The following is a 26,041-nucleotide window of genomic DNA, read 5'->3' as shown; positions in this document are numbered from 1 at the left end:
CTGAGTTAACAGGAGCCGCCGATGTCCGATACCCGTCCCACCCTCGTTTGGATCCGCCGCGACCTGCGGCTGAGCGACCATGCCGCCCTGTCCGAGGCGGTGGCGCGGGGTGGTCCGGTCGTGCCGATCTTCATCCGCGACGGGCTGGTCGATGCCTTGGGCGCCGCGCCGAAATGGCGGCTTGGGCTGGGGTTGGAGCATTACGCGGAGGCATTGCGCGACAAGGGCTCGCGGCTGATCCTGCGATCCGGCAAGGCCCGTGATGTGCTTCTGGACCTGGCAAAGGCGCTTGGGGCAGGGGCCGTCTACTGGCAACGCGCCTACGATCCGGACAGCGTCGACCGTGACACCGAGGTCAAGAGCGCGCTCAAGGAGGCCGGGCTGGAGGCTGAAAGCTTTGCCGGGCATGTCATGTTCGAACCTTGGACGGTCGAGACCAAGCAGGGCGGCTATTACAAGGTCTACACCCCCTATTGGCGCGCGGTGAAGGATGTCGATGTCGCCGCGCCCTTGCCCGCGCCCGCGCGGCTGCCCGCGCCCGACAGCTGGCCCGACAGCGAGGCGCTGGAGGACTGGGCCCTTGGCGCTGCAATGCGGCGCGGTGCGGATGTCGTGCGCCCCTATGTGCAACTGGGCGAAGAGGCCGCGCAGGGGCGCTTGGGGGCCTTCATGGGCGGCAAGGTGGCCGATTACAACGACACCCGCGACCGGCCTGCCGTCGACGGCACCTCGTGCCTGTCGGAGAACCTGTCGCTGGGCGAGATCAGCCCGCAGCAATGCTGGCACGCGGGCCGTCGCGCCATGGAAGAGGGCAAGCCGGGTGCCGAGACCTTCCTCAAGGAACTGGTCTGGCGCGAGTTCGCCTATCACCTGATGTGGCACAGTCCGCGCCTGCTGACGGACAACTGGCGCGAGGAATGGGATGCCTTCCCGTGGCGCGACGATGAACGCCTGCGCGAGGTCAAGGCGTGGAAGCAGGCGCGCACCGGCATTCCGTTTGTCGATGCGGGGCTGCGCGAGATGTACGTGACGGGCCGCATGCACAACCGCGTGCGGATGATCGTCGGCTCTTACCTGTGCAAGCATCTGCTCATGCATTGGAAGATCGGCATGCGCTGGTTCGAGGATTGTCTGATCGACTGGGACCCGGCCTCGAACGCGATGGGCTGGCAATGGGTGGCGGGGTCGGGCCCGGATGCAACGCCCTATTTCCGGGTCTTCAACCCGGTGACCCAGCGCGAGAAATTCGACCCCGACCGCGCCTATATCGACCGCTGGATTGCCGAAGGCCGCCGCAATCCCTCCGCCGAGGCATTGGCGTATTTCGACGCCGTTCCGGTCAGTTGGGGCCTGTCGCCGGACGATGCCTATCCGGACCCGGTCATCGGCGTGAAAGAGGGGCGCGAAAAGGCGTTGAACGCCTACGAGAATAAGGGATTTTGACACACATGAGAAATTTTGCGGAAATTTTGCATCCGCCTCGGCGTCATGTGCGTAAATCAAGAAAGGCCCAATTGCACAGAACGGGCGCAACGACCATGCCCGGGAGGCAAAATGACTCTGACTGATACCCGCACCACCGATACCACCGACGCGCCGCAGCCGCGCTACTTTCGACGCGTGCTCGACATCGCCGGGCAGATGGAGGTGGGGCAACTGGATTTCGTGCTGCCGGACGGTCAGTCCTTTCGGGCACAGGGCCACCGTCCCGGACCGACGGCGATGCTGGAAATCCATGACGAGGATCTGTTCGCGCGGCTGATCCGCGACGGCGATCTAGGGTTCTGCGAAGCCTATCTCGATCGGGGTTGGACGACGCCGGACCTGATGGGGTTCATGGATCTCGTGCATGCCAACGAGGAAATGTTCGACGGCTATCCCGGCATGGGGCTGGTGCGGGCGTTCGAAAAGGCGCGGTTCTGGTTCCAGCGCAATTCGAAAAGCCAAGCGAGGAAGAACATCGCCCATCACTATGATCTGGGCAACGATTTCTACGGGCTGTGGCTGGACCCGACGATGACCTATTCCAGCGCCCTGTTCGAAACCGGCGACGAGACGCTGGAACAGGCACAGATCGCCAAATATGCCAGCATGGTCGACCAGATGGGCGCGCAACCGGGCGATCACGTTCTGGAAATCGGCTGCGGCTGGGGTGGCTTTGCCGAATACGCGGCGCGCGAACGCGGCCTGCGGGTGACCGGCCTGACCATCAGCCAAGCGCAATACGACTATGCCGTGGCGCGCATGGCCAAGGCGGGCTTGAGCGACCGGGTGACCATCAAGCTTCAGGATTACCGCGACGAGACCGGGCAATATGACGGGGTCGCCTCGATCGAGATGTTCGAGGCGGTCGGTGAAAGATACTGGCCCGTCTATTTCCAGAAGCTGCGGAATTGTCTCAAGCCCGGTGCCAATGCCACGCTGCAGATCATCACCGTCCAGCACCGCCGCTGGGACATCTACCGGCGTGGCGTGGATTTCATCCAGAAATACATCTTCCCCGGCGGCATGTTGCCCAGCGATGTCGTCTTGCGCGAACAGGTGGCCAAGGCCGGCTTGCAGGAGGTCCGCTCGGTCGAGTTCGGGCAGAGCTATTCCCAGACCTTGCGCCGCTGGTATGACACGTTCAACGCGAGATGGCCGGATGTGGCACAGCTTGGGTTCGATGAACGGTTTCGGCGGATGTGGAATATCTATCTCACCTCTTGCGCGGCGACGTTTCAAAGCGGTAACTGTGATGTGACACAGATAACGATTACGAGGCCCTGACGCCTGATGCCCACTGCCGCGAAACTCTTTGCCGGGATTTGTCTGGCAGTCTTGGGCTATGCCGTATCCGAAATCATCAAGACGAATATGCCGGCCAGCACGCGCTTTGGCATATTCTCCGAGGTCAACGCGGTGATCGGTTTCCTGTGCGGCTGGCTGATCGTGGGCAGCCGTGCGGGGCGTGGGCAATCGGCGGCCATCGCGAATGGCTTTACCGGCACCGTTGCCTTGGTGCTGTGGGCGCTGTTCATCCATTCCGCCAACCTCATGGTGGAGAACTCGCTCGACCGGAAATACCGGACCGTCATGGAAGCGATCATGGGCATTTTCGAGAGCGCCGTGAAATACGCGCAGGAATTGCAGGACGTGACCGTGATCACCGCCTTGCTCGTTGGCGCGATCATCACGGGCTTCGTGGCCGAGGTCGTGTCGCGCCACTGGAGATGACCGCTGGCTGATCTGTTCTTCTATGGCTCGTTGCGGCATGCGCCGCTGCTGGAACGCGTGCTTGGGCGCGTCCCTTCGGTTCATCCGGCGGTTCTGCCCGGGCACGCCGTTCGCTGGGCCGAGGGGCAGGCCTTTCCGATGCTGGTGGCCGAGCCGGGCGCCGAGGCGCAGGGGGTGCTGGTGCCGGGGCTCGACGCCGACGACCTCGCGCGGCTGGATTTCTACGAGGGTGGATTTGCCTTCGTGACGCGCGAACTGGGGGTGACGACGGCCGAGGGCGAGCGGCCCGCGCAGGTCTATTTCCCCGCCGATCGCCGCTGGGTGCCGGGCGCGGCGTGGTCCTTCGACGACTGGCTGCGCGACTGGGCCGAGATCTCGGTCCGCGCGGCGGAGGAGGTCATGGCGCGGCGGGGCAACTGGCCGCCCGAGGCCGTTGCGCAGGTGCTGCCCTTCTTCCGGGCGCGCGCTTGGGCGCAGCAGATCGCCGCGCAGCCCGCGCCGCAGACCTTGCGCAACCCGATGACCACCGATCAGGTCGAGATCACCGGGCGGCGCGAGGGCTGGCACGGGTTTTTCACCATGAATGCCTTCAACCTGCGCTATCGGCGGTTCGACGGGTCATGGTCGGCGGAGCTGGGGCGCGAATGCTTCATGTCCTTCGACGTGGCGCTGGTGCTGCCTTATGACCCGGTCAACGACACGGTGCTTCTGGTCGAACAGCTGCGCTTTGGCCCGATCAATCGCGGCGATCCGGCGCCTTGGGTGCTGGAACCCATTGCCGGTCTGGTCGATGCCCGCGAGGCGCCCGAAGAGGCGGCGCGTCGCGAGGCCGTCGAAGAGGCGCATTTGCAGGTGGACGAGTTGATCAAGATGGTCGGCGGCTATGCCTCGCCGGGCTATTCGACGGAATTCTATCACTGTTTCCTCGGGCTGGCCGACCTGTCCGGACGGGGTCAGAGCCAAGGCGGGCTGGAATCCGAAAACGAGGATATCCGCAACCACGTCATCCCCTTCGACCGGGCCATGGCGCTGCTCGACAGTGGCGAGATCAACGCGGCCCCCTTGGCGATGATGCTGCTGTGGCTGGCCAACAAGCGCGCCGACCTGCGCCGCTGATCCCAAAGGCGCCGGGGCAGGCCCCGGACAACCGGGCGTCGGCCCTTGAGTTCCGGTGTTCGCGGACCTACACATTTCCACAGGACGACAAGAAAAGGACGCCGCCCATGCGCATCGCGACGGATCTGGCACAGGCCATCGGGCAGACGCCCCTGATCAAGCTGAAGAAGGCCTCTGAGATGACGGGGTGCACCATCCTCGGCAAGGCCGAATTCATGAATCCGGGCCAGTCGGTCAAGGATCGCGCGGCGCTGTATATCATCAAGGATGCGGTCGAAAAGGGCCTGCTGGCCCCCGGTGGCACCATCGTCGAGGGCACGGCGGGCAATACCGGCATCGGCCTTGCGCTGGTGGGTGCGTCGATGGGGTTCAAGACGGTGATCGTGATCCCCGAAACGCAGAGCCAGGAAAAGAAGGACATGCTGCGTCTGGCGGGGGCCGAGCTGGTGCAGGTGCCCGCCGCGCCCTATGCCAACCCCAACAATTACGTGCGCTATTCCGGCCGTCTGGCCGAGGAACTGGCCAAGACCGAGTCCAAGGGCGCGATCTGGGCCAACCAGTTCGACAACGTGGCCAACCGTCAGGCCCATATCGAAACCACAGGCCCGGAAATCTGGGATCAGACCGGCGGGAAGGTCGACGGTTTCATCTGCGCGGTGGGCTCGGGCGGCACGCTCGCGGGCGTGGCCGAGGCGCTGCAACCCAAGGGCGTCAAGATCGGTCTTGCCGATCCCGAGGGCGCGGGCCTGTTCAAGATCTATACCGGCGCGGAAAACCCCGGCAACTCGATCACCGAAGGCATCGGGCAGGGGCGCATCACCGCCAATCTCGAAGGCTTCACCCCCGATTTCACCTGTCGCATCCCCGATGCAGAGGCGCTGCCGGTGGTCTTTGACATGCTGTCCGAAGAGGGGCTGTGTCTGGGCGGATCGTCCGGTGTCAACGTCGCGGGCGCGATGCGGATGGCCAAGGAGATGGGGCCGGGTCACACCATCGTGACTATCCTTTGCGATTACGGCACCAGATATCAATCGAAACTGTTCAACCCGAGTTTCCTCAAGGAAAAGGGGCTGCCGGTTCCGGGCTGGATGACCCAGGCGCCTGCCAGCATCCCCGGCGTGTTCGAGGACGTATGAGACTGATACACCGCTGGCTTCTGGCCATGTTCGTGACCCTCACCCTGACGGTGGGGGCGTTTGCACAAGACGCAAGTTCGCTGCCCGATTACGCGGGCTGGGCGACCACCGCCTCCAACGCAGAGGAGGTGCTGGCCGCCGGGCAGGCCTCCGATGACGCGCTGGAGCGGCTGAGGGCCTCGATCGCCGATTGGCGCGAGCGGTTCCTCGCGGCGCAGGATATCAACGCGGCCCGCATCACGACGATCGAAAGCCAGATCGACGCGTTGGGCGCCGCCCCCGCCGAGGGCGAGACCGAAGACCCGGAAATCGCCAAGCGGCGCGAAGAGTTGAACGGCCAGTTGACCGAATTGCGCGCTCCGATCCTGCGCGCAGAAGAGGCCTATACCCGCGCCAACGGCCTGATCGCGGAGATCGACCGGGTCATTCGCGAACGGCAAGCGGATGCGTTGCTGGAACTGGGGCCGACACCGCTGAATCCCACCTACTGGCCCCGGGCGCTGAACGACGTTCTGGACTCGCTGCACAAATCGTGGATCGAGGTCAAAACCAACGCGACCTCATCTTTCCGGCAGGACGTGGCGCGGCAGAACCTGCCGGTGATCGTCGTGCTGACGGTCGTTGGTTTCCTGCTGTTGTCACACGGTCAAAGCTGGGCGCGGGCCGCGGTGCAATACCTCCGGGGCAAGGCGCCGCGCGGCACGGGTGTGTTCCGCTTTCTGGTGTCGCTGGGACAGGTGGCCTTGCCGCTGATCGGCATTTACGCGCTGGTTCAGGCGGCGCTGGCCACCGGCTTCGTCGGGACGCGCTGGCTGTTGCTTCTGGAACAGGTCCCGCTTTGGGCGACCTTGCTGCTGGGCATCCACTGGCTGGCCGATGAAAGCTTTCACGAGAATGACGAGATCGCGACCCTGCCTTTGGAGCCGTCCGAGCGGGTCCGGGCGGGGCGGTATGCCGACCTTCTGGCATGGGCCTATGTCCTGAAGGAAATCCTCGATTCCATCGGGCAATTCGACGATTACAGCGCCGAGACTCACGCCGTTCTCGATTTCCCGCTTCTGGTGATTTCGGGGCTGGTCCTGTTCCGCCTCGGGCGCGTGCGCAACGACGTGGCCATGGCTGGCAGCGCCGCCGCGCGCGAGGGCGAGACCAGCTTCTTCCGCCTGCGCTTTGCCCGGCTCATGGGCCGCGCGGCGATGATCATCGGGGTTGTCGGCCCGGTCATGGCCGCGATCGGCTATTCCCGCGTGGGCGAGGCGATGGTCTATCCGTTCATCGCCTCGCTGGCGCTGGTCGGTCTGCTGCTGGTGCTGCAACGCTTCATCAACGACCTGTACGAACTGGCCACCGGGCGCCGCGCCGATGCGCAGGACAGCCTTTTGCCGGTGCTGGGCGGCTTTGCCTTGACGCTGATCTTCATCCCCTTCGTGGCGTTGATCTGGGGCGCTCGGGTCGCCGACCTGACGGAAATCTGGGCCCGCTTCCAAGAGGGGTTCACGCTGGGCGACACGCGGATTTCGCCCACGGATTTCCTGATCGTCATCATCGTCTTCGTGCTGGGCTACATGGTGACGCGCCTGCTTCAGGGGGCGTTCCGCACCTCGATCCTGCCCAAGACCAAGATCGACCAAGGCGGGCAGAACGCCATCGTGTCGGGCATGGGCTATGTCGGCATCTTCGTTGCCGCCATCGTCGCGATCACCGCCGGGGGGCTCGACCTGTCCTCGCTGGCCATCGTCGCCGGTGCGCTGTCCGTGGGCATCGGTTTCGGCCTTCAGAACATCGTGTCGAACTTCGTCTCGGGGATCATCCTGCTGATCGAACGCCCGATCACCGAGGGCGACTGGATCGAGGTCAACGGCACACACGGCATCGTCAAGGACATCTCTGTCCGCTCGACCCGACTGGAGACCTTCGACAAGTACGACTTGATCATCCCCAACGCCGATTTCGTGTCAGGCACCGTGGCGAACTACACGCGCGGCAACAGCCTTGGCCGGATTATCGTCAGCGTCGGCGTGGCCTATGGCAGCGACACGCGCAAGGTGGAAAAGATCCTGCTGGATATCGCCCGGCACCACGACATGGTGCTGATGAACCCCGAACCCTTCGTGTTCTTCAAGGGGTTCGGCGCGGACAGTCTGGATTTCGAAATCCGCTGCATCTTGCGCGATGTGGGCGCGGGGCTCGTGGTGCGCACAGAGATGCACCACCAGATCTATGAGAAGTTCAAGGAAGAGGGCATCGAGATCCCCTATGCGCAGCGCGACGTGTGGATTCGCAATCCCGAGGCGCTTGGCGGCGAAAAGCCCGCCTCCTCGGCGCCCGCCGTCGAAAGCAAACCCGAGGTCGAACCGCCTCCGGCCGGACCGGGCAGTTCCGCGGGTGTCGAGCCCGAAGCAGGAGATCGGTGATGAGTAACGCGTTGCTGTATCGCGAGGACGCCTATCGGCGCGAGGCCCCGGGCCGCGTGCTGGGCCATACCGAAGAGGGCGGGGTGATCGTTTCCCCGTCCCTGTTCTATCCGACCGGCGGCGGCCAGCCCGGCGACAGCGGTTGGCTGGAATGGGACGGTGCCCGCCTGCCCATCGCCACGGCGGTCAAGGGCGAGGACGGCCTGTCCGTTCTGGTGCCCGCCGAACCGGCGGCCCTGCCGCCCAAGGGCGCGCATGTCGTGCAGGTGATCGACTGGGAACGCCGCCACAGGCACATGCGGGTGCATACGGCCCTGCATCTGCTGAGCGTCGTCATCCCGCTGCCGGTGACCGGCGGCAAGATCGGTACGGAAACGGGGCGGCTTGATTTCATGATGCCCGACCCGCCCGAAGACCGCGACGCGCTGGAGGCGGCGCTGAACGACCTCGTCGACCGCGATCTGGAGGTCAGCGAGGACTGGATCACCGAAGACGAATTGGCCGCGCGCCCCGAACTGGTCAAGACGCTGTCGGTCAAGCCGCCGCGTGGTGCCGGACAGGTGCGTCTGGTGCGGATCGGGCGCGGCGCGGGGCAGGTGGACCTTCAACCCTGTGGTGGCACGCATGTGGCGCGTACGGGTGAAATTGGCGCCCTGCGCCTCGGCCGGGTCGAGAACAAGGGCAAGCAGAACCGGCGGGTGAACATCGCCCTAGAGTAAACCGGGTCCCGGTGGCGAACGGTCTTGCGAGGCCCTCGCCATGGCATCGCGGCCCCAAGAAACCGGGCAGGGACCCGTTAGCACCCGTCCTGGCTTCTTCTGGCGACAAATACCGCGGGGAGCACGAGGGGCTGGCCCCTCGTTCCAGACGGTCGGATCACTCGTCGTCGTTTGAGGGGATGGGAACCCCGTAAAGCTCCATCCGGTGCCCCTGCAACCGATACCCCAGCTTCCGCGCGATCTTTTCCTGCAAGGCTTCGATCTCGGGGTCGAAGAATTCGATGACCTTGCCGGTGGTCACGTCGATCAGGTGGTCATGATGGGCGCGTTCGGCATCTTCATAACGCGCGCGCCCGTCGCCAAAGTCGACCTTGTCGAGAATACCGTTCTCTTCCAAAAGCTTGACCGTGCGATAGACGGTCGCGATCGAGATGCCGGGATCGCGCGCGACGGCGCGGGCGTGCAGTTCCTCGGCATCGGGATGATCGGTCGAATCCTCGAGGACCTGCGTGATCGTGCGGCGCTGGCCGGTCATGCGCAATCCGGCGGCGGCGGCGCGGTCTGAAATCGTTTCGGTCATGGTCTTACCCGGCTGTCGTCGGGGTGTTTTAGGCGAGGATGGCCGCGGGGCCAAGCCTCGCCTGAAGGTCAGGCATAAAGCGGCGCGATCCCCATCTGGGCATGCAGCATGTTGACGGTGGGTTCGTCGATCTTCAGCGCCTTGGCGAGCCTGTCGAGATACTGCGCCTCGGCCTGCGTATCCACGCGGATCGTCATCAAAGAGGCGGAATAGACCTGCATCCGCTGCGGCTCTGGCGTGTCGGCGGCCAGCGCCTCGGGGTCGACGGGGGCGGCCAGTTGCGCTTGGACAAAGGCCATGTCCTCGGGGTCAGCATCCGGGCCGACCGTCTCCAGCAGCTTGGCCTTTTCGGATTCGTCGATTGCACCGTCGGACTTGGCGGCCATGATCATCGCGCGAAGCATCAGGCCTGCGGCCTCTTCTGCCCCGGGGGCGGTCTGTTTCGTGTTCAAGGCATCGAGCAGTCCGGCAGTGCCCTTGCCCTGTGCGGCTGCCGCCGTGCCGCCGAGCGCGGCCAGCATGCCAGCCATGCCCGTGCCCCCGGTGCCCAGTTGCGACAGCAAGCCGCTGCCGCCCGTGCTGCCGGCCATCGACTTCAACTGGTCCATGAGCCCGGTCATCGGGTTTCCGGCGGCAGAGGCGCCCATGGTGCCAAGGCCGTTTTGCTGGAACATGTCGAGCATCCCCTTGAGCGGATTGCCCTCGCCACCGGGCTGCCCGCCGGACAACATCTGTGCCTGCGCCGCCGCGTTGGGATCCGACGCCTTGACCTGCGCGCCGCCGCCCAGAAGCCCGCCAAGGCCCTGACCGCCCGACAGCTTGTCGACGCCGCGTGCGGCGGCATATCCGATGGCGACCTTTGCCAGAGTGCCCATGAGTCCCATGATACCAATCCTCCCTGATGTTCCTTGTCCCGACTGTGGCACGTTTCGCCCGGTGCGGAAAGGCAAAGCCGGGATTGACCGCGCGGTCAAATCAGTGTCCTTGAAGGCATGACACGCAAGGATTCCATGGATTTCGCCGGGGCGTCCGGCATGGTGGCCTTTGCCGCCGTGCTGGCCTTCAATCAAGTGGTGGTCAAGGTCACGAATGACGGGCTGGCGCCGGTCTTTGGCGCCGGGCTGCGTTCGGTTCTGGCGCTGGCCGTGCTGATGCTGTGGTGCGTGGTGACGGGGCGACGGATCACCGGATTGCGGCGCACATTTTGGCCGGGGATCATGCTGGGCCTGTTGTTTAGCGTCGAATTCATCTTCCTTTTCAATGCGCTGGACATGACGACCGTGAGCCGGGCCTCGATCCTGTTCTATTCGATGCCGATCTGGCTGGCGATCGTGGCGCATGTGGCCTTGCCGGGGGAGCGCCTGTCGCAACGGCGCGTGCTGGGGCTGGTGCTGGCGATGGCAGGGGTGGTCTGGGCGTTGGCCGACCCTGACAGCCGTGGCGCGGGTGACCTGCGCGGCGATGCGTTGGCGCTGCTGGGGGCATTGTCATGGGGCGGCATCGCGCTGACCGTGCGCCTGACCAAGGTGTCGGACCTGCCTGCCGAGAGCCAGCTGTTCTGGCAGTTGGGCGTCAGCGCGGTGGTGCTGAGCGCGGTTGCCCCCTTGTTCGGGGACCTGTGGCGCGCACCGGAGCTGATCCATTGGGTCGGGATGGGCTATCAGGTGGTGCTCGTGGCGTCGCTGGGCTTTCTGTATTGGCTGCGGCTGATGTCGATCTACCCCGCCTCGGATATTGCGTCGTTCTCGTTTCTGTCACCGGTGCTGGCGGTGGGCTTTGGCTGGGCGGTGTTCGGCGAACCGGTGGGCCCCGGTTTCCTCGGCGCGCTCGCGCTGGTCGCGGTCGGGATCGTGCTGATCAACAAGCGCCGGAAGCGGCCCGTGCCCGTCGAGGCGGGATGAAAGACAAAGTAGGATGGGTCCCGACCCATCCTACCTCAGGTTCCGCAAAAGGTCGCGCGGACGCGTTCATCGGGCAAGGGCGGACGGCGCAGATCCTCATCCGCATCGGGGGCGTCGAAGGGATTGGCCAGCGCGGCGTTCAAGCGATGAAACAGCGTATCGTCCCCCTGTTCGGCGGCGGCGATCATCTGTTCGATCCGGTGATTGCGCGGGATGATCGCCGGGTTGACCGTCAGCATCAACGCCGCCGGGTCGTGCGTTTCCTGCTCCAGCCGGGTCTTCCACCGGCTCTCCCACGCATCGAACGCGGCGCGGTCGGTGAACTGGTCGCGGGCATCGCCGCGTCCCAAGGCACGGAAGGTATTGGTGAAATCCGCCTGTCCTGCGTCCATCAACTGCATCAGCTCGCCGATCAGGGCGGCATCCTCGGCACGGGGCTCGGCAATGCCGATCTTGGCACAAAAGCGTTTCAGCCAAGCCGCGCGCAGCAGGTCGCCCATGCCGTGCACGACTTCCGTCATGGCCTTGATCGCGGCATCGGTGTCAGGCAGCAGCGGCACAAGGGCGGTGGCCAGTTGCGCCATGTTCCAGACGATCACATCGGCCTGCGCCGCATAGGCGTAGCGCCCGCGCCGGTCGATCGAGGAGAACACCATTTCGGGGTTGTATTGGTCCATGAAAGCACAGGGGCCATAGTCGATGGTCTCGCCCGACAGCGCGCAATTGTCGGTGTTCATCACGCCATGGATGAAGCCGACGGACAGCCACTGCGCGACCAGCTCGGCTTGACGTTCGGTGACGCGGGCCAGCAGGTCGACCGGGTCTTTGACATCGGGATAGTGGCGGTCGACCGTATGCGCGTACAGGGCGGACAGGGCCTCGTCCTGCTGGCGCGCGGCCAGCACCTGAAAGGTGCCGACGCGGATATGGCTCGACGCCACCCGGGTCAGCACCGCGCCGGGCAGGGGGCGCTCGCGGATGACCTCTTCGCCGCTGCGCACGGCGGCCAGCGCGCGGGTCGTCGGAATGCCAAGCGCGTGCATTGCCTCGGATACCACGTATTCGCGCAAGACGGGTCCAAGCGCCGCGCGCCCGTCGCCCATACGCGAATAGGGCGTCGGGCCCGAGCCCTTGAGCTGGATGTCGCGGCGGTGGCCATCGCGGTCCACGACCTCGCCCAGCAGTAGGGCGCGCCCGTCGCCGAGCTGCGGGTTCCATTGGCCGAACTGGTGCCCGGCATAGAGCTGGGCCAAGGGCGCGGCGCCCTCGGGCGTGGCGTTCCCGGCATAGACCATCGGATCGGGATCGCCGGTGATGCCAAGCTCGGCGGCCAGCGGCGCGTTCCACGCGATCAGGCTCGGGGCCTTGACCGGGGTGGCGGATTGGCGGTGAAACAGGCCCTCGGGAAGGCGGGCATAGCTGTTGTCGAAGGGGATATGCTGCTGGGTCATGCCCCCTAGATAAGCGTTCTGCGCGCAAAGGGAAGCGTTGCGCACAGGCTCCGCGCGCGAATGCCCAATAGGTCTTGGCGGCGGCTGCGCTAGATTGCAGGCAGGTGAGACCAGAGGAGAAACGCCATGAGCTGGAACCCCGCTTTGGACCCGCATTGCCCGACGGGCGACGAGGTGGACGCGATCGACACGCTGATCATCCCGCGCGCCCGCGATCTCGGGAATTTCGAGGTGCGCCGTGCCTTGCCCGCGCCGCGTCGGCAGATGGTGGGTCCGTTCATCTTTTTCGACCAGATGGGACCGGCAGAGCTGTTGCCGAGCCGGGGGCTGGACGTGCGCCCGCATCCGCATATCGGGCTGGCCACGATTTCCTACCTGTATCGCGGCCGGATGCATCATCGCGACGGTCTGGGCACTGATGCGTGGATCGAGCCGGGCGCGGTGAACTGGATGGTCGCGGGCCATGGCATCACCCATTCGGAGCGCACCGATGATGCGACGCAGCGCGACCCGATGCCGTTCTTCGGCATCCAAACATGGGTTGCCTTGCCCAAGGATCACGAAGACCGCGCGCCCCTGTTCCAGCATGCGGCGGCGGAGGACCTGCCGTTCCTGCAAGGCGAGGGCAAGGAGGTTCGGCTGATCCTCGGCTCTGCCTATGGCGAACGCGCGCCGGTCGAGACCGCGTCGGAGATGTTCTATGCCGACGCCGTCTTGCAGCCGGGGGCGGCGATCCCCTTGCCCGACGATCACGAGGATCGCGGCGTCTACGTGGCCGAAGGCTCGGTCGCGCAGGCGGGGCAGGTCTTCGAGGCGGGGCAGATGATGGTGTTCCGGCCCGGCGACCGGGTCAGCCTGAAGGCCGGGCCGCAAGGTGCGCGGGTGATGCTGCTGGGGGGCGAGACGCTGGAAGGGTCGCGCTATATCTGGTGGAACTTCGTCGCCTCTTCGCAGGAGCGCATCGAGGAGGCGAAGGAAGCGTGGCGCAAGGGCGATTGGGCCTCTGGCCGGTTTCACCTGCCGCCGGGGGATGATGCGGAGTTCATCCCGCTCCCCGATTAAAGCACGCGCGACATATAGTGGTAACTTTCGCGCAGGCGGAACTTGGCGCGGGCATAAAGGCGCTGTGTGGCCTCGTCCGAGGCGTCGACTTCGAGGTGCAGCGCCTTGACGCCTGCATCCTTGAGCGCCTTGCAGATGCCCGACAGCGCCTCGGAGCCCATGCCGCGGTTGCGCACGGCGGGGCGGATGTAGAGCTCGTCGACGATGGCGTCCAGCCCGCCGAACTCGATCGACCAGCCGAAGGTCACGGCGATATAGCCCACCGGCGCGCGTCGTGGCCCGATCAGCCAGATCGCCCCGTGGGGCGAGCCGTCGAGCAGCGGCAGGATGGCACCCTCGCGGTGGGCGTCGTCGGTGTCGAAGCCCTGCTCGGCGTGGAAACCGGCGACGAGGGCCAGCAGTTTGCCGGCATCGTCCGGGCCGGCAAGGTGAAGCGCTTTCATGGGTCTGGCCTTTTGTCGGAGGGGCGCGGGGCGCACGGGGCCCCGCGCTGCGGTCTGATGCGTCTAGAGACGTGCGAGGCGTTCGGTCAGCAGGGCAAAGAAGTGGTCTGCGTCGATCTCGCGGATAAACGTGGCGTTGGGTTTGCGATCCGTGACGCGCCACCAGTCGGCGACGGTCATGCCCAGCGTCAGGGGGGACTGGGTCTCGATCTCGACATTGATGAAGCGACCGGAGAAGAGGTGCGGCGCGATCAGGTAGGCGGTGACGCAGGGATCGTGCAGAGGCGCGCCCTGACTGCCGTATTTCTCGATATCGAACCGCTCGAAGAAGTCGGTCATCTGCGCGACGGCGGTGCCGACCTTTGTGCCGAGCGCGCGGAACGCGTCGTTGCGGGCGCTGGTGACCAGCGCCTGATGGGTGACGTCGAGCGGCAGGACAGTGATCGCGATGCCGGATTTGAACACGATGTCAGCGGCTTCGGGATCGACATAGATGTTGAACTCGGCGGTGGGGGTGATGTTGCCCACCTCAAAATAGGCGCCGCCCATCAGGACGATTTCCTGCACGCGCGCGCCGATGTCGGGGGCGCGTTGCAGGGCGGTGGCGATGTTGGTCAGCGGGCCGAGCGGGCAAAGCGTGATCGTGCCCTCGGGTTCGCTGCGCAGGGTGTCGATGATGAAATCGACCGCGTGCTGGTCCTGCAATGGCATGGTCGGTTCGGGCAGCACCGGACCGTCGAGGCCGGTCTTGCCGTGCACATGCTCGGCTGTGATCAACTTGCGCTGCAAGGGGGCGTCGCAGCCCGCAAAGACGCGGGTGTCGGGCTTGCCCGCCAGTTCGCAGACGATGCGGGCGTTGCGGGTGGTCAGATCGAGCGGCACGTTGCCGGCGACACAGGTCAGGCCCAGCACGTCGAGATCCTCGGGCGAGGCGAGGGCAAGGAGGATCGCAACGGCGTCGTCCTGGCCCGGATCGGTATCGATGATGATCTTGCGTGCGGTCATGGCGCTCTCCCTTGGCTGGCGAGTTGGTTGCATGTCATGCGGCAGGGATCAAGCGGCATCGCCGGGCCGGTCGGCAACAGGCTGCCTGTCAGGGGTGCGCTGCGCGTCGGGCAGGGGGCCGACCGGCATGGCATGCGCAAGCGTGGCCAAAGAATTTCCGCCCTGCCATTGTGATGCATGAATTGGGTGTTAGACTCTGTGCCAGTTATGGGTTAAGCGGACGTCGTTAGCGCTAACGACCCTATGAAAGGCAGGTGCCCAATGGTTTCTCGCGTCATTCCGGTGGACCCATTCGATCTGGTAATCTTTGGCGGCACGGGCGATCTGGCCCGGCGCAAGATCCTGCCCGGCCTGTTCCGGCGCTTTTGTTCGGGGCAGATGCCCGAAGAGGCCCAGATCATTGGCGCGGCCCGGTCTGAGATGGACGATGCGGGCTTTCGCGACATGGTCCGCGAGGCGGTTGTGGAATTCGGCGGCGGACAGGCGGCCGAGGAGATGCTGGAGCAATTCCTGGAACGGGTGAGCTACGAGGCGGTGGATGCCAAGGGCTCGGGCGGCTGGGAGGCGCTGAAGGGGCGGCTGCGCGCGGGGCGTGTGCGGGCGTTCTATTTCTCGGTCGCGCCTGCACTGTTCGGGGACATCGCCGAGCGGTTGCGGAGCTTCGGCTTGGCCGATGATGACAGCCGCGTGGTGGTCGAAAAGCCCTTTGGCAAGGATCTGGAGAGCGCGCGTGCGCTGAACGCCACCCTGGCGCGGCATTTCGACGAAACGCAGATTTACCGCATCGACCACTATCTGGGCAAGGAAACGGTCCAGAACCTGATGGCCGTGCGCTTTGGCAACATGCTGTTCGAGCCGCTGTGGAATGCACAATATGTCGATCACATTCAGATCACCGTGGCGGAAACGGTGGATGTGTCCGGACGTGGGGGGTACTACGACACGTCCGGCGCGATGCGGGACATGGTGCAGAACCACCTGATGCAGCTGTTGTGCCTGATCGCGATGGAACCCCCCGCGCGGTTCGAACCGGACGCGGTGCGCGACGAAAAGCTCAAGGTCATCCGCGCGCTCGACCCGGTGGATTGGCATCATATCGTGCGCGGGCAATACGCGGCGGATGACAACCAGCCTGGCTACCGCGCGCATGTGGGCGATCCGCGCTCGACCACCGAAAGCTTTGTCGCGATGAAGGTGAACGTGTCGAACTGGCGCTGGGCGGGAACGCCGTTTTACCTTCGCACCGGCAAGGCGCTGAAGGCGCGGTCGTCGGAAATCGCGGTGATCTTCAAGGATGCGCCGCATTCGATCTTTGGCCCGGAGGCGGGCAAGCATGCCAACGTGCTGGCGATCCGCCTGCAACCCAACGAGGGCATGACGCTGAAGGTCACGATCAAGGAACCGGGACCGGGGGGCATGCGTCTGGTTGATGTGCCGCTCGACATGAGCTTTGCCGAGGCGCTGGGCCCGGACGCCGAAGAGGTGCCCGATGCCTATGAACGCCTCATCATGGACGTGATCCGGGGCAACCAGACGCTGTTCATGCGCGGTGACGAGGTCGAGGCCGCCTGGGCCTGGACCGATCCGATCATCGAGGGCTGGCAGCAGCGCGGTGACGTGCCCAAACCCTACGAGGCCGGGTCGAACGGCCCGGAAGATGCGGCGATGATGCTGCACCGGCAGGGCCGAAAATGGCGGGAGATCAAGGCTTGACCTACGAGTTCATCGAATACCCCGATCGCGAGATGCTGGCGATGCACTTGGCCGACCGCTTGGCCAGCGATCTGCGCGCCGCGTTGAAGCACGAGGACCGGGTGGCATTGTCGGTACCGGGGGGAACCTCCCCGGGGCCGGTCTTTGACACGCTCTGCGCGGCGGATTTGGACTGGGAGCGGGTCGATGTGCTGCTGAATGACGAACGCTGGGTGCCGGAGGATCATGAGCGGTCCAATACGCGCCTTCTGCGGCAGCGACTATTGGTCGATCGTGCGGCAAAGGCCCGATATCTGCCCCTGTACGCCCCGCATCCCGAACCCGACGATGCCCTTGCCGAACTGGCAAAGCCCATCGAGGCGGTCTTGCCGCTGGCGGTGCTGTTGCTGGGCATGGGGGCGGACAGGCACACGGCCTCGCTGTTTCCCGGCGCTGACCGGCTGACCGACGCCTTGGCCCATGACGCGCCGACGCTGCTGCCGATGCGCGCCTCGGGCGCGCCCGAGCCGCGGATCACGCTCAGCGCGCCTGTGCTTGACGGGGCGCTACGCAAACATGTGCTGATCTTTGGCGCCGAGAAACGCGCGGCTTTGGAAGGCGCAAAGGGATTGCCCGTCGAAGAGGCGCCGATCAACGCGGTGCTCGACGAGGCCTATATACACTGGGCGGAGTAAGACTGATGTGGAATGATCTCAAGGCCATGGCCGAGGCTTGCGAGGGCCGCCGGATCGAGGACCTGTTCGCAGACGAGACCCGCGCGCAGGATTTCTCGCTGACCGCGTGCGGGATGCTGTTCGATTTCTCCAAGACGCAGCTCGATGAGGGCATCTGGGAGGCGCTTCTGGAGATGGCCGACAAGGCCGCCGTACCGGCAAAGCGTGATGCCATGTTCGCTGGCGAAAAGATCAACGAGACCGAGGGGCGCGCGGTGCTGCACACCGCCTTGCGCAATCTCGACGCGCGGCCGGTGCTGGTGGATGGCCATGATGTGATGCCCGCCGTGCTGGACACGCTCGACCGGATGGAGCGGCTGGCGCGCGACATCCGCGACAGCGACGTGACCGATGTGGTCAATATCGGCATCGGCGGCTCGGACCTTGGTCCGGCGATGGCCTATCTGGCGCTGGCGCCCTATGCGGACGGGCCGCGCTGCCATTTCGTGTCGAACGTGGACGGGGCAGATATCGCCGATACGCTGAAAGGCTGCGATCCGGAACGCACCGTGTTCATCGTCGCGTCGAAGACCTTTACCACCATCGAAACCATGACCAATGCCCAGACCGCCAAGGGCTGGCTGGCGCGGCACGGGGTCGATGATTCGGGCAAGTTCATCGCGCTGTCCTCGAACGTGGAAAAGGCCGGGGCGTTTGGCATCCCCGAGGACCGGGTTCTTGGCTTCGAGGATTGGGTCGGCGGGCGCTATTCGATGTGGGGGCCGATTGGCCTGTCGCTGATGATCGCCATCGGGCCCGAGGATTTCCGCGCCTTCCTGCAAGGTGGACAGGAGATGGACCGGCACTTCGTCGAGGCACCGCTGGCGGAAAACCTGCCGGTTGCGCTGGCGCTGGTGGGGATGTGGCACAATCAGGTGCTGGGCTACGCTACCCGCGCCGTGCTGCCCTATGACAACCGTCTGGCGCGGCTGCCCGCCTATCTCCAACAGCTGGAGATGGAGAGCAATGGCAAGGGCGTGCGGATGGACGGCATCTCGCTGTCCTACGATTCGGGGCCCATCGTCTGGGGGGAACCGGGCACAAATGGCCAGCACGCCTTCTATCAGCTGATCCATCAGGGCACGCGGGTCGTGCCTTGCGAGTTCCTGATTGCCGCGCGCGGGCATGAGCCCGAATTGCAGCATCACCATGACCTGTTGATCGCCAATTGCCTCGCGCAGTCCGAAGCCCTGATGCGCGGGCGCGATCTCGAAGAAGCGCGCGACAGGATGGCGGGCAAGTTCGAGGGCGAAGAGCTGGAACGTCAGGCGCGGCACCGGGTGTTTCCCGGCAACCGGCCCTCGACCACGCTGATCTATCCGTTGCTCGATCCGGCGACCTTGGGGCGGATCATCGCGCTTTATGAACACCGGGTGTTCGTCGAAGGGGTGATCCTTGGGATCAACTCGTATGACCAATGGGGCGTCGAGCTGGGCAAGGAGCTGGCGACGGCGCTGGGCCCATTGGTCAGCGGCGATCAGCCGGTCGATGGCAAGGACGGATCGACGGCCCAACTCTTGCGGTTCGTTCATACGCAAAAGGCGGGCTGAAGTTCCCGGCGCAACGAAAAATATAGTCAGGAACTCGTTACTCATCGGCACGTTGCATGGGCAGTTAGAACGCGAAAGGATATCGCTATGAACCGTCTCATGATGACAGTTGCCGTTGCCGCCCTGATCCCCGCCTTCGCCCTCGCCGAGAGCCACTCCTCCGGTGACATGGACGAAGAAGCGATGAAGCCGAAGACCGAACAACAGGCAGAAACCGCCGATCCGATGGCCGAGGACGCAGACGCGACCGAAATGGCCGAAGATGACGACCCGATGAACCCGGAAGGCGGGGAAACCGACATGGCCGAAGGTGACGACGCCATGATGCCCGCCGCCGACGAAACCGACATGGCAGCGGACGACGCCGCGACCGGTGGCAAGCTGGGCCTGACCGGCATGATCGCTCTGTCCGAAGTCGAGGGCGGCGCCGTCTACACCCTGTCGTCGAACGAAGCGTCCGACTGGGATGTGAACATGACCTTCGACGCCGTGGGCGACAACTGGGAGCGCATCGGCTCGATCGAGGATGTCGTTCTTGACGAAACCGGCAAGATCCACGGCATCGTCACCGAGGTCGGCGGCTTTCTCGGCATTGGCGACAAGCTCGTGATGCTGCCGCTGAACGAGATGAAGTTGGTCAAGGTCGATGATGACGACTACGCCGTCGTCACGCCGTTCACCTCGGATCAGTTGACCGATATGCAGGGCTACGAAGACGCCATGATGGACTGAACGATCCAGTTCGACTGAACAGGCCCGGTGGGAGAAATCCCGCCGGGCTTTTCTTGTCTGTGCTGCAGGCGCAGGTCAGGGAATGTCGAAACCGGGCGTGGCAAGGGTAAACCCTTCGAACTCGAACCCCGGGGAGACGGTACACCCGACCAACGCCCAGCCATCGGGGGCGTGGGCCGCTTGCCAGTGATGCGGCGGGACGAGGATCTGGGGCCGCTGACCGCCGGCAAGGTCCGGGCCAAGCGTGAAATCTTGGCGCGGGCCTTGCGACGTTTCCGCGATCGACAAGGTCAGCGGCGTTCCCGCGTAGAAATGCCAGATCTCGGCGGCGTCCACATGGTGCCAATGGCTGCGCTCGCCCGACCTCAGCAGGAAGTAGATGCAGGTGCCCGACGCACGCGGGCCGTCCTCGGCCTGCCAGGTTTGCCGATAATGGCCGCCCTCGGGGTGCGGGGAAAGATCCAGCATCTCGATGATCCGGTCGGCGGTCAGGGGGGTGTCCGTCATGGGTACCGTACGCAGCTCCCAACAAGCGTTAACAAAGATGCCGGATTCCTGATGCCACCGAAAACCGCTTCGAGCAGGAGGCAGACATGGCGGCAACAGGCAAGGTTCGGCAGATGGCCGAAGAAATCGTCGCCCGCGAGGGTGGCTATGTCAACGACCCGGACGATCCGGGCGGCGCAACGAATTTTGGCGTCACGATCCACACCATGCGCAGGCTGGGGCTGGATCTGGACGGGGATGGCGATATCGACGCCGAGGACGTGCGGCGCCTGTCGCGCAAGCAGGCGGTCGAGATCTTCTTGCAGCATTATTTCGTCAAGCCGCGCATCGCGGAATTGCCCGCGATGCTGCACGAGACGGTGTTCGACATGTATGTAAATGCCGGGGCCAATGCGGTGAAGATCCTGCAACGGCTACTGGGCGAGATGGGCGAACCCGTGGGCGTTGATGGTGCCATCGGCCCGCAGACCATCGCGGCGGCGGCCCGCGCGGCGGCGAAGGCCCCTGACCATATCGTCGATGCCTATGGCATCGCCCGGCGCAATTACTACTTCGGCATCGCCGACCGGCGCCCGGCATCGCGCAAATACGCGCGGACGCGGGCAGGCGGCAAAGGCGGCTGGATCAAGCGCGCCGAAGAGTTCATTTCGCCCCGCTACCACATGACGGAGGCCGAGTTCGACGCCCGGGTGCGCGCATGGGGCTGATCGGGCAATTGTTCACGGCGCTGTTCGGCAATGGGCGCAACGTGGTGGCGGAGACGGCCGAGGTCTTTCGCGTCAACGCCGAGGCTCAGGCGGCGCGTGCGCATGACGCGCAATCTGCGGCGCTTCAGCAGTTCGGCGGCGAATTCCGGCTGGCGCGGCGCGGCTGGTTCGACCGCCTGATGGACGCCCTGAACCGCGTGCCACGCCCGGCGATGGCGCTGGGCACCTTGGGCCTGTTCATCGCGGCGATGGTGGACCCGGTCTGGTTCGCGGCGCGCATGGCGGGAATCGCTTTGGTGCCAGAGCCGCTGTGGTGGCTCTTGGCGGCGATCGTGTCGTTCTATTTCGGCGCGCGGCATCAGGCTAAGGGGCAGGATTTCCAGCGCGAACTGGCCGAGACCATGGCGGCGGTCCCGCAGGTGGTGCGCACGGTGCGCGAGGTCGAGGGCCTGCGCGACATCACCCCCGAAGACGAGGCGCCACCTTCGGACAATCCAGCTTTGGCGGATTGGCGCGCCGGTCGCAGCTAAAGGGCAGGGCGGGGGGGGAGACCCCGCCCTTTTTGCATTTCGGGTCCGGCGATGTATTGAGTGGCAGGAATGTGATGACCTGACGCAGGCGATTCCGATTGGCCGAAGACGAAGGCGCATCTATAACTCATCTCATGATTACAGAATTCGGCCACTTCGCCCTGATCCTCGCCTTTCTGGTCTCACTGGTCCAGATGACCGTTCCGTTGATCGGGGCGCACAAGCGTTGGCCCGGCTGGATGGCCGTGGCGGAACCGGCGGCGAGCGCGCAATTCATCTTGGTCGCGGCGTCGTTTCTGGCTCTGACATGGGCCTTCGTCACCTCGGATTTCTCGCTGCAACTTGTCTACCTGAACAGCCATTCGGCCAAACCGATGATCTACAAGATCTCGGGCGTGTGGGGCAACCACGAGGGGTCGATGCTGCTTTGGGTGCTGATCCTCGCCTTGTTCGGTGCGATGGCGGCGTGGTTCGGGGGCAACCTGCCACCGACGTTGAAGTCGCGGGTTCTGGCGGTGCAGGCGTCGATCGGCGCGGCGTTCTACGCCTTTATCCTGTGGACCTCGAACCCGTTCACCCGCATGGATGTGGCGCCGTTCGACGGCCAAGACCTGAACCCGCTGCTTCAGGACCCCGGTTTGGCCTTTCACCCGCCCTTCCTGTATCTGGGCTATGTCGGCCTCAGCATCTGCTTCAGCTTTGCCTTGGCGGCGCTGATCGAGGGTCGCGTGGATGCGGCATGGGGGCGCTGGGTGCGCCCTTGGACGCTGGCGGCTTGGGTGTTTCTGACCATCGGCATCGCGCTGGGATCGTGGTGGGCCTATTACGAACTGGGCTGGGGCGGGTTCTGGTTCTGGGACCCGGTGGAAAACGCATCCTTCATGCCGTGGCTTTTCGCTGCTGCGCTGCTGCACTCGGCCATCGTGGTGGAAAAGCGCGAGGCGCTGAAAAGCTGGACCGTGCTGCTGGCGATCATGGCCTTCGGGTTCTCGCTGATCGGGACGTTCATCGTGCGGTCTGGCGTCATCACCTCGGTGCACGCCTTTGCCAATGACCCCGAACGCGGGGTGTTCATCCTTGCCATCCTCGTCGTGTTCACCGGCGGCGCGCTGACCTTGTTTGCCGCGCGCGCGGCGGCGATGGAGGCCAAGGGAGTCTTTGGCGTGGTCAGCCGCGAAAGCGCGCTGGTGGCGAACAACATCCTTCTGGCGGTGTCGTCCTTCGTCGTGTTCATCGGCACGATCTGGCCGCTGATCGCCGAGATGATCTGGGACAAGAAGCTGTCGGTCGGTCCGCCCTTCTTCAACATGGCGTTCACGCCGTTCATGGTCGTGCTTGGTCTGATCCTGCCGATCGGTGCGATGATCGGATGGAAGCGGGGCAAACTGCCGCGTGTCTTCCGCACGCTGGTCCCGGCCTTCGTGCTGGCCCTCGCGATTGCTGGATTGGTCTGGGCCATGCAGACGGGCCGCAGCCTGTTGGGTCCTGTGGGCGTGTTCCTTGGCGTCTGGCTGGTGGCTGGGTCGGCCACCGACCTGTGGTCGCGCACCGGCCAGAACCGCGACATTTCCCGTCTGTGGCGCCTGCCGCGCGCCGATTGGGGCAAGGCCGTGGCCCATGCGGGGCTGGGTGTGACAATGATCGGAGTTGCCGGGCTGATGGCTTGGGATGAGGAAGACATCCGCGCCGTTCAGATCGGCGAGCCGTGGACCGTCGGGCAATTCGAGTTCGAATTGCAGGGGGTCGAGCGGGTGCAGGGGCCGAATTATGTTTCGCAGATGGGTGAGGTCAGCGTGCGCCGCGACGGCGTTGAGATCGCGCATCTGTACCCGGAAAAGCGCAACTACCCGGTGGCGCGGATGCCCACGACCGAGGCCTCGATCGACTACCGGTTCCTGCGCGACATCTACGTCGTGATCGGCGATCCGCAGGCGGATGGTGGCCATGTCATGCGGATCTATATCAAGCCGCTGGCGAACTGGATCTGGGCCGGGTGCATCCTGATGGCCTTGGGTGGCGGGCTGAGCCTGTCGGACCGGCGCTATCGCGTGGCGGCGGGGGCCCGCAAATCGGCCAGCGGCGCAGGCGCGGTACCGGCGGAATGAGGGCTGCCATGACTGTGCTCAAACGCTTTGCCGTGATCCTTATTCTGGCGTTCGGCGGCATGGCCCAGCCGGTGCTGGCCGTGCAACCGGACGAAATGCTGGACGATCCCGCCGAAGAAGCGCGTGCGCGCGAGATTTCCGCCGGGCTGCGCTGCCTTGTCTGCCAGAACGAAAGTATCGACGAAAGCAATGCCTCGCTGGCGCGTGACCTGCGCTTGCTGGTGCGCGAGCGCATTCTGGCGGGCGACAGCAACGAGGAAGTCGTCGAATATATCGTGGCGCGCTACGGCGAATTCGTTCTGCTGAAGCCCACGACCGGTGGCTGGAACAGCTTGCTCTGGGCGGCGGGGCCGCTGATGTTCGTCATCGCGCTCGGCCTCGGGATCGCCTATGTGCGCCGCCGTTCGACCGCCGAGGCCCCGACAGAGGCCGGTCTCAGCGACGATGAACGCAAGCGGCTCGACGAAATCCTCAAGGGCCAGTGACGCCGCGTTTGGCTTTGCCTTTCCCCGGCGGGCGGTGTTTGATGCGCGCAGGAACGGACCGGAGGCCCCATGATTTACGAGACGATCACCTATACGCTGGACAATGACATCGCCACGGTCACGCTGAACCGGCCCGAGGTGATGAATGCCCTGAACACCCAGATGCGCGCCGAGATCACCGATGCGGTGGCGCGTGCAGGGCGAGAGGCGCGCGTGGTGGTCTTGACCGGCGTGGGCAAGGCTTTCTGCTCGGGTCAGGACCTCGGCGATGGGGCCTCGGCGGCAAAGCTCGATCTGGAACGGGTGCTGCGCGACGAATACGTGCCGATGCTCAAGGCGATGTATGACTGCCCGGTGCCGATCATCGCCGCCGTCAACGGTGCCGCTGCCGGGGCCGGGGCCAATCTTGCTTTGGCCGCCGACGTGGTGATCGCCACGCAAAGCGCCTTTTTCATGCAGGCTTTCACCAAGATCGGCTTGATTCCCGATGCAGGCGGGACGTGGTTCCTGCCCCGTCAGATCGGTCTGGCCAAGGCGATGGGGGCTGCGCTGTTTGCGGAAAAGATCACGGCAGATGATGCCAGCGCCATGGGCCTGATCTGGGAAGCGGTCCCCGACACCGCGTTCGAGGCACATGTGGCGCGCCGGGCCGACTATCTGGCCAAGGGGCCGACCGCAGCATATGCCCGTGTCAAACAGGCGATGATGGCCTCGTTCGACAACGACCTCGAAGCGCAACTGACGCTGGAGGCCCAGCTGCAAGGGCAATGCGGCAAGACCCGCGATTTCAAGGAAGGCGTCGTCGCCTTCATGCAAAAGCGCCCGGCTGAATTCGAGGGCCGCTAAGAGCCTCGACCCGGTCGACCGCCCCGATGGGCGGTCGCTGCCGGAACCCGGTCTGGGGTGGTCAGAACAAGAATTCCGGCAGCTCCGCCATCTCGTCCGCCACTTCTCCGGCTTCGGTGAGTTCTGCCAGTTCGTCCGGTGTGGCATCGACCAGCGGAAGGTCGTGATCCGCGGACTCGTCGCGCGGATCGGCGGCGTTCGACGGGGTTCCGTTACCTGCGCCCGCGGTATCGTCGTCCGGATCAGTGTCGTCATCCCCGGCCTCGACCACGTCGGTCAGAACGACGGGGCCCTCGTCGTCGTCGTCGTCGTCGTCGTCCTTGGGGTCGTCGATATCGGGTTTGTCGACCTCGGGGAATTCACCGACCAGTTTCAGCGACCCTTCGCGGTCATCGCCGACCGAAGTCAGACGCAGGCCGAAATCCATGCCGTCGAGATCGTCGAGCGTCAGGGCGACCTCGTCGTGCGACAGGGTAAAGCTGACCTCCTGCAGGTCGTCGCCCTTGGCCATGCCGGGCCGACCAAAGGACACGCCGCCATCGAATTCCGAGTCGCTGCCATGATTGCCCTTCATGTTGCAGCCCTTGCCGAGGCTCGCGACCTTCCCGGCGCCGAACCGGCTGCCCGTGACATCGTCCCCGGTCACGGACAGGCCGTCTGCCAAGGTCGGATCGTCAAGGTCGAAGAAGAAACCGCGCAGGTCGGCAATCTCGCCGCTGTCCTGAACCCGGAGCGTGAACGTCAGCGAACCATCGGCATTCGCAACCACGTCGATCTGGGTCTCTGTGGTGTCTGCAAGGATAAAGGACATCGACTGAAGGGCCATTACACGTTCTTTCGTATATCAGGCCCCCACCTGATTGAGCGTGTTTTTACCCGAGTTTGTGGCGAAATCTGGGCAAATTTGATTGAATATGGCGCAAAATGGGGAAACGCATTGTTTCCCGTACCAATTCCGCCTTTATTAACCATGATTTCACCCATTTCGCGGCCATTTATGGGTGGCAGCTTTGAATGCCAATCGCCTCGGGCTTGGCCAAGGTGCAATAAATGCGTTCTCGAAATCACTGGTGCTGTAATGCGCGATTGCTTTCCGCCGAGGCAATCCCG

25 protein-coding genes are annotated in these 26,041 nt (G+C 64.8%); 18 read left to right on the top strand and 7 right to left on the bottom strand.

What is annotated here, in order from left to right:
• Positions 1-21: 21 nt before the first annotated feature.
• The 7 genes from D8Z78_RS01570 (at position 22) to D8Z78_RS01540 (ending at position 8,601) form a co-directional block, all read left to right on the top strand.
• Positions 22-1,443, top strand: coding sequence for a cryptochrome/photolyase family protein (locus tag D8Z78_RS01570; protein WP_121631488.1), 1,422 nt, complete (start codon positions 22-24; stop codon positions 1,441-1,443).
• A gap of 111 nt (positions 1,444-1,554) precedes the next feature.
• Positions 1,555-2,769, top strand: coding sequence for an SAM-dependent methyltransferase (locus D8Z78_RS01565; RefSeq protein ID WP_121631489.1), 1,215 nt, complete (start codon positions 1,555-1,557; stop codon positions 2,767-2,769).
• A 6-nt stretch (positions 2,770-2,775) separates the two neighbouring features.
• The gene (locus D8Z78_RS01560; protein WP_121631490.1) at positions 2,776-3,216 is read left to right on the top strand and encodes a TrgA family protein; all 441 of its coding nucleotides are present in this window, start codon (positions 2,776-2,778) and stop codon (positions 3,214-3,216) included.
• Positions 3,217-3,219: 3 nt separating this feature from the next.
• A complete protein-coding gene (locus tag D8Z78_RS01555; RefSeq protein ID WP_121631491.1) occupies positions 3,220-4,332 on the top strand; it encodes a gamma-glutamylcyclotransferase in 1,113 nt (370 codons plus the stop codon).
• Between the two features lie 107 nt (positions 4,333-4,439).
• Complete coding sequence (locus D8Z78_RS01550; protein WP_121631492.1) at positions 4,440-5,468, top strand: cysteine synthase A; 1,029 nt, start codon at positions 4,440-4,442, stop codon at positions 5,466-5,468.
• Positions 5,465-7,882 (top strand): DUF3772 domain-containing protein, encoded by a 2,418-nt coding sequence (locus D8Z78_RS01545; RefSeq protein ID WP_121631493.1) that lies wholly within the window; start codon positions 5,465-5,467, stop codon positions 7,880-7,882. Before D8Z78_RS01550 ends, D8Z78_RS01545 begins: the two co-directional genes overlap by 4 nt.
• Complete coding sequence (locus D8Z78_RS01540; RefSeq protein ID WP_121631494.1) at positions 7,882-8,601, top strand: alanyl-tRNA editing protein; 720 nt, start codon at positions 7,882-7,884, stop codon at positions 8,599-8,601. The genes D8Z78_RS01545 and D8Z78_RS01540 overlap by 1 nt, the downstream gene beginning before the upstream one ends.
• Positions 8,602-8,758: 157 nt before the next feature.
• Here the strand turns inward: D8Z78_RS01540 and D8Z78_RS01535 are convergent, their stop codons facing one another.
• Positions 8,759-9,181: a Fur family transcriptional regulator gene (locus D8Z78_RS01535; RefSeq protein ID WP_121631495.1), complete on the bottom strand. Its 423-nt coding sequence runs from the start codon at positions 9,179-9,181 to the stop codon at positions 8,759-8,761.
• A 68-nt stretch (positions 9,182-9,249) separates the two neighbouring features.
• Positions 9,250-10,065, bottom strand: a complete 816-nt coding sequence (locus D8Z78_RS01530) for a tellurite resistance TerB family protein (protein ID WP_121631496.1) — start codon at positions 10,063-10,065, stop codon at positions 9,250-9,252.
• 108 nt (positions 10,066-10,173) lie between these two features.
• Between D8Z78_RS01530 and D8Z78_RS01525 the strand changes: the two genes are divergently transcribed.
• Positions 10,174-11,082 carry a DMT family transporter gene (locus D8Z78_RS01525; protein ID WP_121631497.1) on the top strand — a complete coding sequence of 303 codons (909 nt, stop codon included), beginning with the start codon at positions 10,174-10,176 and terminating at the stop codon, positions 11,080-11,082.
• Positions 11,083-11,117: 35 nt separating this feature from the next.
• Here the strand turns inward: D8Z78_RS01525 and D8Z78_RS01520 are convergent, their stop codons facing one another.
• Positions 11,118-12,533 carry a protein adenylyltransferase SelO gene (locus D8Z78_RS01520; protein ID WP_121631498.1) on the bottom strand — a complete coding sequence of 472 codons (1,416 nt, stop codon included), beginning with the start codon at positions 12,531-12,533 and terminating at the stop codon, positions 11,118-11,120.
• A 126-nt stretch (positions 12,534-12,659) separates the two neighbouring features.
• Here D8Z78_RS01520 and D8Z78_RS01515 point away from each other — a divergent pair, with 126 nt between their 5' ends.
• A complete protein-coding gene (locus D8Z78_RS01515) occupies positions 12,660-13,595 on the top strand; it encodes a pirin family protein (protein ID WP_121631499.1) in 936 nt (311 codons plus the stop codon).
• Here the strand turns inward: D8Z78_RS01515 and D8Z78_RS01510 are convergent.
• Both D8Z78_RS01510 and D8Z78_RS01505 read right to left on the bottom strand, forming a co-directional pair.
• Positions 13,592-14,038, bottom strand: a complete 447-nt coding sequence (locus D8Z78_RS01510) for a GNAT family N-acetyltransferase (protein ID WP_121631500.1) — start codon at positions 14,036-14,038, stop codon at positions 13,592-13,594. The two genes, D8Z78_RS01515 and D8Z78_RS01510, sit on opposite strands and share 4 nt — an antisense overlap.
• Positions 14,039-14,101: 63 nt before the next feature.
• Positions 14,102-15,043 (bottom strand): nucleoside hydrolase, encoded by a 942-nt coding sequence (locus D8Z78_RS01505; RefSeq protein WP_121631501.1) that lies wholly within the window; start codon positions 15,041-15,043, stop codon positions 14,102-14,104.
• A 261-nt stretch (positions 15,044-15,304) separates the two neighbouring features.
• On the opposite strand from D8Z78_RS01505, the gene zwf reads away from it, so the two are divergent.
• The 4 genes from zwf (at position 15,305) to D8Z78_RS01485 (ending at position 19,751) form a co-directional block, all read left to right on the top strand.
• On the top strand, positions 15,305-16,756 hold the full coding sequence (gene zwf, locus D8Z78_RS01500) for a glucose-6-phosphate dehydrogenase (protein WP_121631502.1): 1,452 nt from the start codon (positions 15,305-15,307) through the stop codon (positions 16,754-16,756).
• Positions 16,753-17,430 (top strand): 6-phosphogluconolactonase, encoded by a 678-nt coding sequence (gene pgl, locus D8Z78_RS01495; protein ID WP_240671961.1) that lies wholly within the window; start codon positions 16,753-16,755, stop codon positions 17,428-17,430. The genes zwf and pgl overlap by 4 nt, the downstream gene beginning before the upstream one ends.
• A 5-nt stretch (positions 17,431-17,435) precedes the next feature.
• A complete protein-coding gene (gene pgi / locus D8Z78_RS01490; RefSeq protein ID WP_121631504.1) occupies positions 17,436-19,019 on the top strand; it encodes a glucose-6-phosphate isomerase in 1,584 nt (527 codons plus the stop codon).
• A gap of 87 nt (positions 19,020-19,106) precedes the next feature.
• Positions 19,107-19,751 carry a PRC-barrel domain-containing protein gene (locus tag D8Z78_RS01485; RefSeq protein WP_121631505.1) on the top strand — a complete coding sequence of 215 codons (645 nt, stop codon included), beginning with the start codon at positions 19,107-19,109 and terminating at the stop codon, positions 19,749-19,751.
• Between the two features lie 75 nt (positions 19,752-19,826).
• On the opposite strand, the gene D8Z78_RS01480 is transcribed toward D8Z78_RS01485, so the two are convergent.
• Positions 19,827-20,258 carry a cupin domain-containing protein gene (locus D8Z78_RS01480; RefSeq protein WP_121631506.1) on the bottom strand — a complete coding sequence of 144 codons (432 nt, stop codon included), beginning with the start codon at positions 20,256-20,258 and terminating at the stop codon, positions 19,827-19,829.
• Between the two features lie 86 nt (positions 20,259-20,344).
• Between D8Z78_RS01480 and D8Z78_RS01475 the strand changes: the two genes are divergently transcribed.
• The 5 genes from D8Z78_RS01475 (at position 20,345) to D8Z78_RS01455 (ending at position 24,931) form a co-directional block, all read left to right on the top strand.
• The gene (locus tag D8Z78_RS01475; RefSeq protein WP_240671960.1) at positions 20,345-20,965 is read left to right on the top strand and encodes a holin-associated N-acetylmuramidase; all 621 of its coding nucleotides are present in this window, start codon (positions 20,345-20,347) and stop codon (positions 20,963-20,965) included.
• A complete protein-coding gene (locus tag D8Z78_RS01470; protein WP_121631507.1) occupies positions 20,956-21,495 on the top strand; it encodes a holin family protein in 540 nt (179 codons plus the stop codon). The genes D8Z78_RS01475 and D8Z78_RS01470 overlap by 10 nt, the downstream gene beginning before the upstream one ends.
• A gap of 134 nt (positions 21,496-21,629) precedes the next feature.
• Positions 21,630-23,600, top strand: a complete 1,971-nt coding sequence (locus tag D8Z78_RS01465) for a heme lyase CcmF/NrfE family subunit (protein ID WP_121631508.1) — start codon at positions 21,630-21,632, stop codon at positions 23,598-23,600.
• Between the two features lie 8 nt (positions 23,601-23,608).
• Complete coding sequence (locus D8Z78_RS01460) at positions 23,609-24,085, top strand: cytochrome c-type biogenesis protein (RefSeq protein WP_164932857.1); 477 nt, start codon at positions 23,609-23,611, stop codon at positions 24,083-24,085.
• 69 nt (positions 24,086-24,154) lie between these two features.
• Positions 24,155-24,931 carry an enoyl-CoA hydratase-related protein gene (locus D8Z78_RS01455; RefSeq protein WP_121631510.1) on the top strand — a complete coding sequence of 259 codons (777 nt, stop codon included), beginning with the start codon at positions 24,155-24,157 and terminating at the stop codon, positions 24,929-24,931.
• A 61-nt stretch (positions 24,932-24,992) separates the two neighbouring features.
• Here the strand turns inward: D8Z78_RS01455 and D8Z78_RS01450 are convergent, their stop codons facing one another.
• On the bottom strand, positions 24,993-25,757 hold the full coding sequence (locus D8Z78_RS01450) for a hypothetical protein (protein WP_121631511.1): 765 nt from the start codon (positions 25,755-25,757) through the stop codon (positions 24,993-24,995).
• Between the last annotated feature and the right edge of the window lie 284 nt (positions 25,758-26,041).

The organism is Tropicibacter alexandrii, assembly GCF_003667315.2.
Lineage (GTDB): Bacteria > Pseudomonadota > Alphaproteobacteria > Rhodobacterales > Rhodobacteraceae > Tropicibacter > Tropicibacter alexandrii.
The sequence above is the reverse complement of the archived record's forward strand: the minus strand, read 5'-3'. Positions and strand labels throughout refer to the sequence as shown.

Coding starts and splice junctions, on each gene's coding strand:
- D8Z78_RS01570 (WP_121631488.1), top strand. CDS start 22: ATGTCCGATACCCGTCCCACCCTCGTTTGGATCCGCCGCGACCTGCGG.
- D8Z78_RS01565 (WP_121631489.1), top strand. CDS start 1,555: ATGACTCTGACTGATACCCGCACCACCGATACCACCGACGCGCCGCAG.
- D8Z78_RS01560 (WP_121631490.1), top strand. CDS start 2,776: ATGCCCACTGCCGCGAAACTCTTTGCCGGGATTTGTCTGGCAGTCTTG.
- D8Z78_RS01550 (WP_121631492.1), top strand. CDS start 4,440: ATGCGCATCGCGACGGATCTGGCACAGGCCATCGGGCAGACGCCCCTG.
- D8Z78_RS01545 (WP_121631493.1), top strand. CDS start 5,465: ATGAGACTGATACACCGCTGGCTTCTGGCCATGTTCGTGACCCTCACC.
- D8Z78_RS01540 (WP_121631494.1), top strand. CDS start 7,882: ATGAGTAACGCGTTGCTGTATCGCGAGGACGCCTATCGGCGCGAGGCC.
- D8Z78_RS01535 (WP_121631495.1), bottom strand. CDS start 9,181: ATGACCGAAACGATTTCAGACCGCGCCGCCGCCGCCGGATTGCGCATG.
- D8Z78_RS01530 (WP_121631496.1), bottom strand. CDS start 10,065: ATGGGACTCATGGGCACTCTGGCAAAGGTCGCCATCGGATATGCCGCC.
- D8Z78_RS01525 (WP_121631497.1), top strand. CDS start 10,174: ATGACACGCAAGGATTCCATGGATTTCGCCGGGGCGTCCGGCATGGTG.
- D8Z78_RS01520 (WP_121631498.1), bottom strand. CDS start 12,533: ATGACCCAGCAGCATATCCCCTTCGACAACAGCTATGCCCGCCTTCCC.
- D8Z78_RS01515 (WP_121631499.1), top strand. CDS start 12,660: ATGAGCTGGAACCCCGCTTTGGACCCGCATTGCCCGACGGGCGACGAG.
- D8Z78_RS01510 (WP_121631500.1), bottom strand. CDS start 14,038: ATGAAAGCGCTTCACCTTGCCGGCCCGGACGATGCCGGCAAACTGCTG.
- D8Z78_RS01505 (WP_121631501.1), bottom strand. CDS start 15,043: ATGACCGCACGCAAGATCATCATCGATACCGATCCGGGCCAGGACGAC.
- zwf (WP_121631502.1), top strand. CDS start 15,305: ATGGTTTCTCGCGTCATTCCGGTGGACCCATTCGATCTGGTAATCTTT.
- pgi (WP_121631504.1), top strand. CDS start 17,436: ATGTGGAATGATCTCAAGGCCATGGCCGAGGCTTGCGAGGGCCGCCGG.
- D8Z78_RS01485 (WP_121631505.1), top strand. CDS start 19,107: ATGAACCGTCTCATGATGACAGTTGCCGTTGCCGCCCTGATCCCCGCC.
- D8Z78_RS01480 (WP_121631506.1), bottom strand. CDS start 20,258: ATGACGGACACCCCCCTGACCGCCGACCGGATCATCGAGATGCTGGAT.
- D8Z78_RS01475 (WP_240671960.1), top strand. CDS start 20,345: ATGGCGGCAACAGGCAAGGTTCGGCAGATGGCCGAAGAAATCGTCGCC.
- D8Z78_RS01470 (WP_121631507.1), top strand. CDS start 20,956: ATGGGGCTGATCGGGCAATTGTTCACGGCGCTGTTCGGCAATGGGCGC.
- D8Z78_RS01465 (WP_121631508.1), top strand. CDS start 21,630: ATGATTACAGAATTCGGCCACTTCGCCCTGATCCTCGCCTTTCTGGTC.
- D8Z78_RS01460 (WP_164932857.1), top strand. CDS start 23,609: ATGACTGTGCTCAAACGCTTTGCCGTGATCCTTATTCTGGCGTTCGGC.
- D8Z78_RS01455 (WP_121631510.1), top strand. CDS start 24,155: ATGATTTACGAGACGATCACCTATACGCTGGACAATGACATCGCCACG.
- D8Z78_RS01450 (WP_121631511.1), bottom strand. CDS start 25,757: ATGGCCCTTCAGTCGATGTCCTTTATCCTTGCAGACACCACAGAGACC.